The sequence below is a fragment of the Tessaracoccus sp. MC1627 genome (genome assembly GCF_014164725.1).
In the GTDB taxonomy this organism is placed as follows: domain Bacteria; phylum Actinomycetota; class Actinomycetes; order Propionibacteriales; family Propionibacteriaceae; genus Arachnia.
Genome location: NZ_JACJGA010000002.1, coordinates 460,504 through 474,056 on the forward strand (window position 1 = coordinate 460,504; position 13,553 = coordinate 474,056).

Consider the following 13,553-nt stretch of genomic DNA (forward strand, 5'->3'; position numbering starts at 1 on the left):
GACCGGAGTAGCCTGTCGTGGTGCCCCAGCCCCCCACCACCCTTCGTCCCGCCGCGCCCCGGCGCTCCAGTCTGCTGCGGCTGTTTCCCTACCTGCGCCCGTTCTGGCGGCAGTTCGCGCTCGCCCTGGCGTTGGCTCCGCTGGGCGTGGCGATGGCGGTGTTCATCCCCCTCCTGCTCGGTCGCATCGTCGACGGGCCCATCGCGGGCCGCGACGGCTGGGGGGTGGCGCTCTACGCGATGCTGATCCTGGTGGCCGGGGCGGTCGACGCGGGGGTCAACCTGCTGCGTCGGTGGATGATGACGCGCGCCACGTCGGCGCTGGAGGCCAACCTCCGGCTGGACCTGTTCGACAAGCTCCAGGCGCTCCAACTCGGCTTCCACAAGCGGTGGGAGTCGGGCCAGCTGCTCTCGCGGATCATGAGCGACCTCGGGCTGCTCAGACGGTTCATGTCCTTCGGCGTCCTCATGCTGCTGATGAACACCGTGCAGATCGTCGTGGTGGTGTCCATCATGGTGGCCATGCACTGGCCGTTGGGCGTGGCTGTGCTGGTCACCGTGCTCCCCGTGGTGGCGGTGACCACCTCGCTGGTCCATCGCTTCGGCCTGGTGTCGCGGGAGGTGCAGGACCGCACGGGCGACGTCGCGTCCACGGCCGAGGAGGCGCTGCACGGCGTCCGCGTGATCCGGTCCTTCGGGCGGGTCCCCTTCGCGTTCCGCGGCTTCGACCGTCGGGCCGTCCTGCTTCGGGACTCCGGTGTCCGTCGCATGCGCCTCGCCTCGGTGTTGTGGACGCTGCTCGAGGTGTTCCCGTCGGTGCTGCTGGTGATGGTGCTCGGTGGCGCCGCCGTCGCCTCGGCGCAGGGTCTCCTCACGCTCGGCGAGGTGGTGGCGTTCGTGACCCTGCTGCTGTCGCTGGCCTGGCCCGTCGGATCACTCGGCTTCCTGCTGTCCTTCATGCGGGAGGCCCAGACCGCCGCGGACCGCGTCTGCGAGGTCTTCGACGCCCCCGTCACCATCGTCTCCGGCACCCGCCGCCTGGAGAACCCACGCGGCGCGCTCGGCCTGCGGGACGTCTCCTTCAGGTTCGACGACTCGGACACCCCGACCCTCTCAGGCGTCACCCTCGACATCGCCCCTGGCGAGACGGTGGCCCTGGTGGGCGGAACTGGGTCGGGCAAGTCCACCATCGTCTCCCTCATCCCGCGCCTCCAGGACGTGACCGGCGGCGCCATCCTGCTCGACGGGGTCGACATCCGCGAGCTGGAGCTCACCCAGCTGCGCTCCCTGGTGGCCACCGCCTTCGAGGACCCCATCCTGTTCTCGATGTCGGCACGCGAGAACCTCACCCTCGGCCGCCCCGAGGCCACCGCTGACGACATCGCCGACGCGGTGCGGGTGGCCTCCGCCGAGTTCGTCTACGACCTGCCGTGGGGCCTGGAGACCAGGCTGGGGGAGCAGGGGCTCAGCCTGTCCGGAGGGCAGCGGCAGCGGCTCGCCCTGGCGCGCGCCATCCTTGTCCGGCCCAAGGTCCTCGTCCTCGACGACACCCTGAGCGCGCTGGATATCCACACGGAGGCGGAGGTCGAGGCCGCCCTCACCTCCACCCTCACCGGCGTCACCGGGGTTGTCGTGGCCCACCGCGCATCCACGGTGCTCATCGCCGACCGCGTCGCGATGTTGGTGGAGGGTCGGATCGCCCATGTCGGCACGCACCAGGAGCTCCTGGCCACTGTCCCCGAGTACCGCGAGCTGCTGTCGGCCGACTACAGCATCGAGCCCGAACTGGCAGAGGAGGTGGCCCGATGAGCGACACCCAGGACACGGCACTCGAGGACTGGCGCGGGGTCAAGCAGGACATCGCCGAGGAGTCGGACTCGACGGTGGCGCTGCGGCCCGCGAGCCGCCGGCTGCTCGCGGATCTGGTCCGCCCGTACCGGCGCTGGGGCGCGGTGCTGATCGTCGTGGTGGTGCTGGAATCCATGGCCCGTCTCGTCGTTCCCATCATCGTGCAGCGCGTGCTGGACGATGGGATCCCCGCGATGCAGGGGGGTGAATCATCCACCCTCCTCACGCTGTTGGGCGTGATGATCGGAGCCATCGTCGTTCAGGTGACCTCCCGCGCGTTCTTCCTGCGGAAGTCCGGCGTGATCGGCAACGAGCTCCTGCTCACGCTTCGCCGGAGGCTGTACGCGAAGTTCCAGCGCCTGAGCGTGGGCTTCCACGACCGGTACACCTCCGGTCGCGCCGTGTCGAGGATGACGAGCGACGTGGAGGCCGTGCAGGAACTGGTCCTCCAGGGCCTGGACGTCGTCGTGGCGGCGCTGCTCACCATCGTCGGCTCCACCGTCATCCTGCTGCTGCTGGATTGGCGGCTCGCGCTGGTGGCGTTCGCCACCTATCCGCTCCTGTGGCTGATCATGCGGTGGTTCGCCAAGGCCTCCACCCGGGCGTTCCGGCACGTCCGGACCCTGTCGGCGGTGGTCATCGTCCAGTTCATCGAGACGATGACCGGGATCAAGGCCGTCCAGGCGTTCCGTCGGGAGCCGCGGTCGCGGGAGATCTTCGAGGCCGTCGCGCTGCAGTACCGCGACGCCAACACCACTGCGCTGCGCGTGTTCGCCCGCGCCATGCCCGGCATCCAGTTCGTCGGGCACGTCGGCGTGGTCGTGGTGGTGACGGTGGGCGGCTACATGGCCCTCGCCGACGAGCTGACCGTCGGGACGCTGGCCGCGTTCGTGCTCTACGTCCGCATGTTCTTCGATCCCATGCAGGACCTCGGCCAGTTCATCTCGTCCCTCCAGTCGGCGTTGACCGCGCTGGAGAAGGTCTCCAGCGTGATGGCCGAGGAGCCTGACGTGCGGGACCCCGAGCATCCGGTGCCGATGCCCGAGGCGCGCGGCGAGGTGGCCTTCGACGGCGTGGACTTCTCCTACATCGAGGGCGCCACGGTGTTGCCCGGCCTGACCCTCGCCATCCCGGCCGGGCAGACGGTGGCACTCGTCGGCACCACGGGCGCAGGCAAGACCACCATCGCCAAGCTGATCGCACGCTTCTACGACCCCCAGGCGGGCGTCGTGACCCTCGACGGGGTGGACCTGCGGGCGCTCGACGACGTCACGCTGCGCCGGCACGTGACGCTCCTGACGCAGGAGAACTTCATCTTCGCGGGCTCTGTGGCAGACAACATCGCCTTCGGCCGCCCGGACGCCACGCGGGAGGAGGTCGTGGCCGCAGCCCGGGCCGTGGGGGCGCACACGTTCATCCAGGACATGGCGGCGGGCTACGACACGGACACGGGCAAGCGCGGCTCGCGGCTCTCGGCTGGGCAGCGGCAGCTGGTCGCGTTCGCGCGGGTGGTCCTCGCCGACCCGCGGGTCCTCATCCTCGATGAGGCAACGTCGTCGCTGGACGTGCCCACCGAGCGGCTCGTGCAGCGGGCGCTCGGAACCATCCTGGCCGATCGGACGGCGATCATCATCGCCCACCGCCTCTCGACGGTGGAGATCGCAGACCGCGTGCTGGTCCTCCAGCACGGGAGGGTGGTCGAGGACGGGGAGCCCTCTGAGCTGGTGGGCGGCGAGGGTCGCTACGCGGACCTGCACCGCGCCTGGATGGCGTCGTTGGCGTGACGGCTGGTTCGCGTCCCGATGCCAAAGCGCATATAGTGGGGCAGGCCGGTTTAAGTTGCCAAGGTCGAAGCGTGCTCAAATGCACCCTCCGTCCAGGTGGGTGAACCGTCACAGGGTAGTAGCTCAATTGGCAGAGCAGCGGTCTCCAAAACCGCAGGTTGGGGGTTCGAGTCCCTCCTGCCCTGCTGGGGAACCACTGATCAATGCTGTTCTCGGCGAGGACGCGCCGGACGGGATGAGGTGGTGCCACTACATCTGGTGCGTGGACTTGACGTCCATATCCAGATGGAGGGGTGCCAGATCGCCCGGTCCGGTGCGCCGCAGCCAGAACATGATTGATCAGTGATTCCCCCAGGCAGCCATCGATTCAGGTCGCCTCGCACGCCTACCGACACGCGTTGTCGGTGAGGCATTTTGTTTGTTAGAGCGAAGGGAAGTCCAGCGGTGAGCGACAAGTCGCACGACGCGGAACCGGACAACGAGGAAGTCGTGTCCGGGGGCCCTGATGCGCTCGACGCCGACGAGGTCGTCTCCGACGGGGAGGCGCTCGCAGAGGCGGAAGCCGCGGCTATCGCCGCGGACGAGGACGTGACGCTCGGCCAGGGGCCGGCGCCCTCTGATGACGAGGTGATCTCGGAGCACGAACGCGAGTTCGCGGCGGACCCGGAGGCCTCACAGACGCCGGTCATCCAGCGGCGCACCGCCAAGGCGCCGGTTCGCAAGGACGCCCCCACCCGCAAGCGGAACGCCGCGTTGGCCGAGGATGAAGACCCCTACCGGGCCGGCAACCCGGCCGAGTTCGTCCGGCAGTCCGCCGGGGAGCTCAAGAAAGTGGTGTGGCCCACCTGGCCGCAACTGGTGACCATGTTCGGCGCGGTGCTCGTCTTCGTGCTCATCATGATCCTCATCGTGGGACTGCTGGACCTCGCGTTCGGCTGGTTTCTTCTGCAGATCTTTGGGAGCAACGCATGACAGATTCTGACAATTCCGACCTCGACTTCGAGATCGACCTCGGCGGCCCCGAGGAGACGGCCTCCGACGAGGTGGAGATCGACCTCGGCGGGTTCGCCGAGGACGTCGAGGCCGAGGAAGAACCCGTCCTGTTGGCCGACGAGCCGTCGGAGGACCCGGACGGGGACGCCGCCGCCGACGACGCCCTGGCGGTCGCGCTCAGCGAGCTGCGCGCCGAGCTCGAGTCGAAGTACGGCGAGTGGTACGTCATCCACACGTACTCCGGCATGGAGAACCGCGTCAAGCAGAACGTGGACTCCCGTGCGCAGAGCCTCAACATGGAGGAGTACATCTTCGAGACGGTCGTGCCCACCGAAGAGGTCGTCGAGATCCGCAACAACGCACGCAAGACCGTTACACGGTGCGTCCTGCCGGGCTACGTCCTCATCCGGATGGAGCTGACCGACGACTCGTGGAGCGTCGTGCGTCAGACCCCGTCGGTCACCGGCTTCGTCGGCCACGGACAGCAGCCGGTGGCGCTCTCGATCGACGAGGTCCTCAATATGCTGACTCCCTCCGTCATCGCCACCGTGAACGCCGCCCAGGCGGGCGCGGCGGTGGCGCGGAGGAAGAAGGTCGAAGTTGTCGACTTTGCAGTCGGCGACTCCGTCATGGTGACCGACGGCCCCTTCACGGGTGTGCACGCCACGATCACCGAGATCAATCCGAACAACCAGCGGATCATCGCGCTGGTCGAGATCCTCGGGCGTGAGACCCCCGTCGACCTCGAGTTCAAGCAGGTCGAGAAAGTCGTCTAAGATTGTGCGTTGCGCCCGCTCGCGGGCTCATCCATCCACATAGGTAAAGGACCCCCATGCCTCCCAAGAAGAAGGTAGCGGCCCTCGTCAAGGTCGCCCTGCAGGCTGGCTCTGCCACGCCCGCACCTCCGGTCGGTACCGCCCTCGGTCCGCACGGCGTCAACATCATGGAGTTCGTGAAGGCGTACAACGCCGCCACGGAGTCCCAGCGCGGCAACGTCATCCCCGTCGAGATCACCATCTACGAGGACCGCACGTTCACCTTCATCACGAAGACGCCGCCCGCCGCCGAGCTGATCAAGAAGGCCGCCGGGATCAAGAGTGGTTCCGCGAACCCGCTCACCACCAAGGTGGCGAAGATCACCAAGGACCAGGTCCGCGAGATCGCCACCACCAAGCTGCCGGACCTCAACGCAAACGACGTCGAGGCCGCCATGAAGATCGTGGAAGGCACCGCCCGCTCCATGGGCGTCACCGTCGACTGATCTGCCACCCACACACAAACCCTGGCAGGGGAGTGCTCCCCACACCAGAACTGGTCGACCGGCCCCACGAGGCCGGCTGAATTGAAGGAACCAGCATGAAGCACAGCAAGGCTTACCGCGCCTCCGCGGAGAAGCGCAACGAGGAGCAGGCCTACAGCCCGCAGGAGGCGCTCCGCCTCATCAAGGAGATGGCGTCGGCGAAGTTCGACGAGACCATCGACGTCGCCGTCCGTCTGGGCGTCGATCCCCGTAAGGCAGACCAGATGGTCCGCGGCACGGTCAACCTTCCCCACGGCACTGGCAAGACGGCTCGGGTCCTCGTCTTCGCTGCCGGCGACAAGGCTGACGCCGCGCGCGCCGCTGGAGCCGACGAGGTCGGCACCGACGAGCTCATCGAGAAGGTGGCCGGCGGCTACCTGGACTTCGACGCTGTCGTGGCCACCCCGGATCTGATGGGCAAGGTCGGCCGCCTCGGCCGCGTCCTGGGCCCCCGCGGCCTGATGCCGAACCCGAAGACGGGCACCGTCACCATGGACGTGGCCAAGGCCGTCTCCGAGATCAAGGGCGGCAAGATCGAGTTCCGCGTGGACCGGCACGCCAACCTCCAGTTCATCATCGGGAAGGCGTCCTTCGGCGAGCAGCAGCTCATCGACAACTACTTCTCGGTGATCGAGGAGATCATGCGGCTCAAGCCTTCGGCGTCGAAGGGCCGCTACCTCCGCAAGATCGCGGTGTCGGGCACCATGAGCCCCAGCGTGCTCGTCGACATCACGGTCACCAAGCCCGCCGAGGACTGAGACACACCACTGCCCAACGGGGCGGGCGCCATCACGGCGCCCGCCCCGTTGGCTGTCTCCGGTGACAGGATGGGGCCATGGCCACCGTCGACCTCCACCGCCAGGGCAGCATCGCCGTCATCACGTTGAACAACACCGGCAAGCGCAACGCCATGACCGACGACATGTGGCGAAGGATTCCCACACTGATGCGGGGCCTGGACGCGGACCCGGAGGTCGCGGTCGTGGTGCTGACCGGCGCCGGTGGCACTTTCTGCGCGGGCTCGGACATCAGTGGCCTCGACGAACTCCATCACGCCGAGGGCCCCATCAACGCGGAGCTGGCTCTGGCCCGGAGCCCCAAGCCCGTCATCGCCGCCATCGAGGGCGCCTGTTTCGGCGGAGGGCTCGAGCTCGCCGTCGGCTGCGACCTCCGAGTCGCGGGGGACTCGGCGACCTTCTCGGTGCCGCCGGCCACCCTGGGCATCGTCTACCCGGTCTCCGCCACTCAGCGGATGATCCACCTCATGGGCCCGGCGGTGACCAAGGAGATGCTGTTCACCGCCGCCCGCCTCGACGCGCAGCGCGCGCTCTCGGTCGGGCTCCTCAATGCCGTCGTGGAGGGTGGCCAGGCGCTGGAGACGGCGATCGTGATGGGGGAGCGCATGGCGGGGCTCTCACAGCTGACCCTCCGCGCATCCAAGGAGATCGTCGACGGCCTCGTGGCCCGCGACCTCGGCGCCGAGACCGCCATCTCCTGGGTCCAACGTGCCAACTCGGGCCCCGACCTTCCCGAGGGGATCGCCGCCTTCCGTGAGCGCCGCCCCGCGCGGTTCGCGTGGCGGCCCGAGTGAGCCCGGTCGGCCCTGGCGGGTGCTGGAACCCGGCCGTAGGGTGGTTGCTTCGACGAAAGGAAGGCGCATGTCCACTGTCGCCACAGAGGGCACCCGGGTGGGGCCCGCCGAGCTCGTCCTCGTCCGCCATGGCCAGAGCCTCGGCAACGTTGCTGACCATGCGGCGATGGCCGCGAAGGCGCACCGGCTGGACCTCCCCGCCACAGACGAACTGATCGACCTGTCGGACGAGGGACGCCGCCAGGCGGAGGCGCTGGGCCGGCACCTGGCCGGGCTCCCGGGTGCGCAACGCCCCACCGTCGTGGTCAGCTCGCCCTACCGTCGGGCCGTGGCCACGGCGGAGTACGCCATCGCAAGCCTCGGCGTGGACGTCCTGCTCGACGAGCGGTTGCGTGAGCGTGAGTTGGGCATCTTCGACGGCATCACCTGGTACGGAATCAGGGCCGACCATCCCGAGGAGTCGGACCGCCGCGACCGGGTGGGGAAGTTCTACTACCGTCCCCCGGGAGGAGAGTCGTGGGCGGACGTGATCCTGCGGATCCGCAGCCTCCTGGTGGAGCTGCAGGCGCGCTACCCCGCCGAACGGGTCTGGTTGTTCAGCCACGAGGCGGTGATCCTCGCGTTCCGCTACGTCCTGGAAGGGCTGGACGCCGCCCGGGTGGTCGCCCTCCAGAAGGAGGAGCCGATCGCGAACTGTTCGATGACGCGGTACCGCGACGACGGCGGCGGAGCACTGAGGCTGGTGGCCCGGGACGACGTCAGCGCACTGGTGGGGAGCGGGGACGCCCAAGTGACCAGGGAGCCGGGCCACGCCCGTCCCGAACCGGGTCCCGCGTGAGCCGCGGCGATGCGGCCACCGTGGTCACGGCGGCCGTGCTGCGTGACTGGCCGCTGCCGGCGTCCCGGGGAGACAAGGACTCCCGGGGCCGTGCGCTGATCGTCGGCGGCAGCGTGCCCAATCCCGGGGGAGTGCTGTTGGCCGCCCGCGCGGCAATGCGGGCGGGGGCCGGCAAGACCCAGCTGGTGGTGCCCGCGCCGGTGGCCGTCGCGCTCGCGGTGGCGCTGCCGGAGTCTCTCGTGCGGGGAGCGCCCTGCTCACCGGAGGGGAACCTGACGGAGGAGGCGGCGGCGGCGGTGGCCGAGTACGCCGACGGCGCGGACGCCACGCTGCTCGGACCCGGAATGTTGGACGTGGGATCCGCCGTCGAGGTGGTAGCCGGGGTCGCGCACCTCCTCAGCGGCCCCGTCGTGATGGACGCTTTGGCGCTCGCCTGGCTGACGGAGGACCCGTCGCGCGGGAGGCGGTTCGACTCGCTCATCCTGTCGCCCAACCTTGCTGAGCTGGCACTGACTCTGGGCGAGGACGAACAAGAGGTGGCCGGCGATCCGGCCTCAGCGGTGCTGAGGCTGGCGGAAGCGACGGGCGCCGTGGTGAGCTCGGGCTCCACCAGCACCTTCATCGGGACGCCCGACGGGCGGCTGTGGCGCTCGGACGAGGGCAACGCCGGCCTGGGCGTGGCCGGATCGGGGGATGTCAAGGCCGGCATCACCGTGGGGCTGTGCGCACGCGGGGCGGAGCCGGCGCAGGCGGCGGTGTGGGCGGCGCACCTGCACGGCGCCGTCGGAGGCCGCCTGGCGTCGCGGTTCGGCCCCACCGGCTACCTGGCGGGGGAGCTGCCCGCGGAGATCCCGCAGACGCTGCTGGAGATCGGCTGAGGCTCCGCCGAGGCCTCAGAGGACCTTGGCGAAGAAGTCCCGCGTGCGCTGCTGCTCAGGGGCGTCGATGACCTGCGCCGGCGCCCCCCGTTCGACGATGATGCCGTCGTCCATGAAGACCACCTGGTCCGCCACTTCGCGGGCGAAGCCCACCTCATGGGTGACCACGATCATGGTCATGCCGCTTGCGGCCAGCGCCTGCATGACGGCGAGGACCTCGCCGACCAGCTCGGGGTCCAGCGCGGAGGTGGGTTCGTCGAAGAGCATCAGTTCCGGTTCCATGGCCAGCGCCCTGGCGATCGCGACGCGCTGCTGCTGACCGCCGGAGAGCTGCGACGGGTAGTGCTCGGCGCGGTCCGAGAGCCCGACGCGCTCGAGCTGGGCGCGGGCCAGCCTCTCGGCCTCCGCACCGGCCAGCTTGCGCACCTGGCGCGGCGCCTCCATCACGTTCTCCACTGCGGTCATGTGCGGGAAGAGGTTGAACCGCTGGAACACCATGCCCACCTTGGCGCGTTGGGCGGCGATCTCCTTGTCGCCCAGGCGGTGCAGGCGTCCGTTGACCTCACGCAGGCCCATCAGCTCACCGTCGACGTACATGCGGCCGGCGCTGATCTGCTCCAGTTCGTTGATGCAGCGGATGAGGGTGGACTTCCCGGAGCCCGACGGGCCCAGGATCACGCACACCTCGCCCCGTTCCACGGTGAGATCCACGCCCTTGAGCACGTGCAGGTCGCCGAACAGCTTGTGCACGGCCCTCGCCTCCACCATGGCGGTCACGGGGTCACCTCCTGGTTGGGGTCGGCGTGGACGGTGCCCGAGGCGAGGATGGCCTGTTGCCGCTTGGACATGGCCTTGGCGGGCTTCTGCCGCGAGGTGGTGTCCGTGTCGAAGCCCCGGCCGTAGTACGCCTCCAGGTAGGACTGCCCGACCATCAGGATGGACGTGACCACGAGGTAGTAGATCGCGGCGACGATGAGCAGGGGGACCGGGAGGAAGTTCCGGTTGCCGATCGCGTTGGTGACGAAGGTGAGCTCCAGGCTGAAGGGGACCGCCAGCACCAGTGAGGTGGTCTTCAGCATGGAGATGGTCTCGTTGCCTGTGGGGGGCACGATGACGCGCATGGCCTGCGGAATGATGATCCGGCGCAACGTCGTCGAGCGCCTCATCCCCAGTGCGGTGGACGCCTCCCACTGCCCCTTGTCCACCGAGTTGAGGCCAGAGCGCACGATCTCGGACAGGTAGGCGCCCTCGTTGAGGCCGAGCCCGAGGACGGCCGCGACACCCGCGTTGATCACGTCCTGGGTGGTGAACTCGAAGAACTCGGGCCCGAAGGGGATGCCCAGGCTGAGCCTGGGATACAGCACCGGCAACAGGCCCCAGAACACCAGTTGGGTGTAGACGGGCGTGCCCCGGAAGAACCAGATGTAGACCCAGGCGACGCCGCGGAGGATCGGATTGGTGCCCATCCGCATGATGGCGGTGGTGACCGCGAGCGTGATGCCCAGCGCCATTGCGCCGACGGTGAGGAGCAGGGTCCAGCCCATGCCGGAGAGGATCCGCGGGTCAAGCAGATGCCCGGCGACCACGTCCCAGCGGTAGTTGGGGTTGGTCAGCAGGCCATGGATCAGCATGGCCAGGAGCACCAGGATGATGCCCGCCCAGAGCCACAGGCTTGGCCTGGGGACGGGGCGGGCGCGGATCAGCTCCGGCGTGGGCGGAGGCATGCTCAGGCCTGCGGGTGGATCTCGGCGGTCTCAAGAGCCGCGTCGGTCACGCCCCAGCTGTCCAGGATGTCGCCCCAGGTGCCCGTGTCCATCAGATGCTGGACGGCGCCCTGAATGGCCGCGGTGAGCTCGGCGTCGTCCTGGGCCACGACGATGCCCTGCGGGGCGGCGTCGCGGACCCCGCCCACGACCTCGAGCTGATCGTTGGTGAGCGCGACGGCGTAGGAGGCCACCGTCGAGTCCGCGTAGAACGCCGCGACCTTGCCGCCGACGAGGTTCGTGGTGACGTCGGACTGCTTGGCGTAGGGGAGGACCTCGATCGGCTCGTTGCCGTCTGCCTCGCAGGCCTCGGTGAACGCGGCGAGCTCCTCCTCCTGCCAGGTGCCGGTCTGGACGCCGATGGTCTGCCCGCACAGCTCGTCGGGGTTGAACCCGTCCGGGTTGCCCGACTTCACCGCGAAGCTGGAGCCCACCGTGATGTAGGAGATCATCGTGAAGTTGGCGGTGCGCTCCTCCGTGACGGTGAACGACGAGATGCCGATGTCGTACTTGGTGCCGATGCCCGGCAGCAGGGAGGCGAACTCGCCGTCGACCACTTCGGTCTCGACGCCGAGTACCCGCCCGATGGCCTTGCCGAGGTCGACGTCGTAGCCGATGGCCGTGGTGAGGTCTTCGGCCCGGAACTCCGCGGGGGCGTAGTCGATGGCGGCGCCGATCGTCAGGGTTCCCCTGTCGCGGATCTCCGCCGGCAGGAGGGCGGCGAGGTCGTCGACCTTCGCGACACCGGAGACGTCGTGGGTGCGGTCTGAGGAGTCCGTGGACCCTGATTCGGACTCGGTGGTGGCCGGGGCGCTGCAGGCGCTCACGGCGAGGGTGGCCAGCAGGCCGGCGGCGAGAATGCGACGCATGAGGGTCCTTCCAGGAATTGCTCTCTTCAAGGTCTAGAGGTTAATGCACGCTCCCGCGCGGCCCGCCACCGCCCTCCGACGGTGGGACCTGGTGCCCGGCCCGCCGCCGCCGACCCGGTCGATTTGGGGCTCCGGATGGGGCTGGGTATAGTTCGTCAGGCCGAAGACCGCAGGTGGCTCCCCAGCCATAACGCCGCAAGGCTCCCGCGCAGGTGTACGTGATCAGCTTCCCGAGTCCCTCGGATCGCCCCGCGCCGCCGGCGTCGGGGCGTTTTTTGCGTCGGCGGGGCTTCGGCCCTCCTTCCGCCCACCCGGGTGGAGGGCGGATGTTTCACCGGAAGGAGACCACATGGCGAGGCCGGACAAGGCTGCCAAGGTCGCAGACCTCACTGAGCAGTTCAGTAACTCTGCGGCGGCAGTTCTCACCGAGTATCGCGGTCTCACCGTCAAGGATCTGAAGACACTTCGTCGATCCCTCGGTGAGAACGCCACCTACGCCGTTGCGAAGAACACCCTTGCGGCGATCGCGGCCAAGGAAGCCGGTATCGAGGGCATCGAAGGTACCCTCACCGGCCCCACCGCCATCGCGTTCGTCAACGGTGACATCGCCGCCGCCACCAAGGGGCTGCGTGACTTCGCAAAGGCACATCCGTCTCTGGCAATCAAGGGTGGTGTGCTCGAGGGCAAGTTCCTCGACGCGCAGGCCGTGCTGAAGCTCGCGGACCTCGAGTCCCGCGAGGTCCTGCTGGCCAAGATGGCCGGCGCAATGCAGGCCAACCTGGCCAAGGCCGCTTACATGCTGGCCGCCCCGCTGTCGCAGGGCGCCCGTCTGTTCGGTGCTCTGCAGACCGCTGCCGAGGCCAACCCCTCCCTGATCGGTGGCACCGGCTCCGCGCCGGCCGCCGAAGCCACGGACAACACCCCCGCCGCTGATGCGGCACCCGTTGCAGCTGACGCTGCGGAGTGATCCGTTGCAGCACCCGCTGCGATCACAGTTTTCAACGAAAGGAACGCCCACCATGGCGAAGCTCACCACTGACGAGCTCCTTGACGCCTTCAAGGAGATGACCCTCATCGAGCTCTCTGAGTTCGTGAAGATCTTCGAGGACACCTTCGGTGTCACCGCTGCCGCGCCGGTCGCCGTCGCGGCTGCCGCCCCTGCCGCCGGCGGCGACGACGCCGGTGCCGAGGAAGAGGTCTCGGACAAGGTCGACGTCATCCTGACCGCCGGCGGCGACAAGAAGATCGCCGTCATCAAGGAGGTCCGCGCGCTGACCTCGCTCGGTCTGAAGGAGGCCAAGGACCTCGTCGAGGGCGCCCCCAAGGCCGTCCTGGAGCAGGTCGACAAGGAGACCGCTGCCAAGGCCAAGGAGGCCCTCGAGGCCGCCGGCGGCAGCGTCGAGCTCAAGTGATCTGAGCCCCGGCTCAGCTCGGCTCACGGCCCGTCCCCAGTGGGGGCGGGCCGTTGCGCGTCCCCGGCTCCGGATGCCTGGGGCTGAGGGTTGCGCCCCGCGCCCCGCCCGCTATCATCAGGATCAGAAGAGATCACCGTGGATCGAAGTCGACCGCAGGGCCCGTGAGGCCTGCGGTAGTTGCCGTCCTGTGCATCTTGCTCTATAGTGGTTGTTTGCCCAGCTATGCGTTGCGCCCGTGATTTGACACGGGAATTTCGCCATGCACGGAAAACCTG

General features: G+C 68.8%; 14 protein-coding genes and 1 tRNA gene. 12 read left to right on the top strand and 3 right to left on the bottom strand.

The window, feature by feature from the left end:
- The first annotated feature begins 20 nt into the window (after window positions 1-20).
- From H5399_RS07285 to H5399_RS07330, 10 genes are all read left to right on the top strand, one after another.
- Window positions 21-1,808, top strand: coding sequence for an ABC transporter ATP-binding protein (locus H5399_RS07285; protein WP_182782344.1), 1,788 nt, complete (start codon window positions 21-23; stop codon window positions 1,806-1,808).
- Window positions 1,805-3,631 (top strand): ABC transporter ATP-binding protein, encoded by a 1,827-nt coding sequence (locus tag H5399_RS07290; RefSeq protein ID WP_182782345.1) that lies wholly within the window; start codon window positions 1,805-1,807, stop codon window positions 3,629-3,631. The genes H5399_RS07285 and H5399_RS07290 overlap by 4 nt, the downstream gene beginning before the upstream one ends.
- 112 nt (window positions 3,632-3,743) lie before the next feature.
- Window positions 3,744-3,816: transfer RNA gene (locus H5399_RS07295), tRNA-Trp, on the top strand.
- 259 nt (window positions 3,817-4,075) lie between these two features.
- On the top strand, window positions 4,076-4,603 hold the full coding sequence (gene secE, locus H5399_RS18485) for a preprotein translocase subunit SecE (protein WP_370585706.1): 528 nt from the start codon (window positions 4,076-4,078) through the stop codon (window positions 4,601-4,603).
- Window positions 4,600-5,400, top strand: coding sequence for a transcription termination/antitermination protein NusG (gene nusG, locus H5399_RS07305; protein ID WP_182782346.1), 801 nt, complete (start codon window positions 4,600-4,602; stop codon window positions 5,398-5,400). Before secE ends, nusG begins: the two co-directional genes overlap by 4 nt.
- 56 nt (window positions 5,401-5,456) lie before the next feature.
- On the top strand, window positions 5,457-5,885 hold the full coding sequence (gene rplK, locus H5399_RS07310) for a 50S ribosomal protein L11 (RefSeq protein WP_182782347.1): 429 nt from the start codon (window positions 5,457-5,459) through the stop codon (window positions 5,883-5,885).
- A 95-nt stretch (window positions 5,886-5,980) separates the two neighbouring features.
- Window positions 5,981-6,682 (top strand): 50S ribosomal protein L1, encoded by a 702-nt coding sequence (gene rplA / locus H5399_RS07315; protein WP_182782348.1) that lies wholly within the window; start codon window positions 5,981-5,983, stop codon window positions 6,680-6,682.
- Window positions 6,683-6,759: 77 nt separating this feature from the next.
- Window positions 6,760-7,515 carry an enoyl-CoA hydratase/isomerase family protein gene (locus H5399_RS07320; protein ID WP_182782349.1) on the top strand — a complete coding sequence of 252 codons (756 nt, stop codon included), beginning with the start codon at window positions 6,760-6,762 and terminating at the stop codon, window positions 7,513-7,515.
- Between the two features lie 67 nt (window positions 7,516-7,582).
- On the top strand, window positions 7,583-8,353 hold the full coding sequence (locus H5399_RS07325) for a histidine phosphatase family protein (RefSeq protein WP_182782350.1): 771 nt from the start codon (window positions 7,583-7,585) through the stop codon (window positions 8,351-8,353).
- On the top strand, window positions 8,350-9,231 hold the full coding sequence (locus tag H5399_RS07330; protein ID WP_182782351.1) for an NAD(P)H-hydrate dehydratase: 882 nt from the start codon (window positions 8,350-8,352) through the stop codon (window positions 9,229-9,231). The genes H5399_RS07325 and H5399_RS07330 overlap by 4 nt, the downstream gene beginning before the upstream one ends.
- 15 nt (window positions 9,232-9,246) lie before the next feature.
- Here H5399_RS07330 and H5399_RS07335 read toward each other — a convergent pair whose 3' ends face one another.
- From H5399_RS07335 to H5399_RS07345, 3 genes are read right to left on the bottom strand one after another with little or no spacing between them, the layout of a single operon-like run.
- Complete coding sequence (locus H5399_RS07335) at window positions 9,247-9,999, bottom strand: amino acid ABC transporter ATP-binding protein (protein ID WP_182782507.1); 753 nt, start codon at window positions 9,997-9,999, stop codon at window positions 9,247-9,249.
- Between the two features lie 5 nt (window positions 10,000-10,004).
- A complete protein-coding gene (locus H5399_RS07340) occupies window positions 10,005-10,955 on the bottom strand; it encodes an amino acid ABC transporter permease (protein ID WP_182782352.1) in 951 nt (316 codons plus the stop codon).
- 2 nt (window positions 10,956-10,957) lie between these two features.
- Entirely contained in the window at window positions 10,958-11,863 is a 906-nt protein-coding gene (locus tag H5399_RS07345) for an ABC transporter substrate-binding protein (protein ID WP_182782353.1), read from the bottom strand.
- A 349-nt stretch (window positions 11,864-12,212) separates the two neighbouring features.
- Here H5399_RS07345 and rplJ point away from each other — a divergent pair, with 349 nt between their 5' ends.
- Window positions 12,213-12,830, top strand: coding sequence for a 50S ribosomal protein L10 (gene rplJ / locus H5399_RS07350; protein ID WP_182782354.1), 618 nt, complete (start codon window positions 12,213-12,215; stop codon window positions 12,828-12,830).
- A 52-nt stretch (window positions 12,831-12,882) separates the two neighbouring features.
- On the top strand, window positions 12,883-13,275 hold the full coding sequence (rplL, locus tag H5399_RS07355; RefSeq protein WP_182782355.1) for a 50S ribosomal protein L7/L12: 393 nt from the start codon (window positions 12,883-12,885) through the stop codon (window positions 13,273-13,275).
- Window positions 13,276-13,553 lie beyond the last annotated feature (278 nt).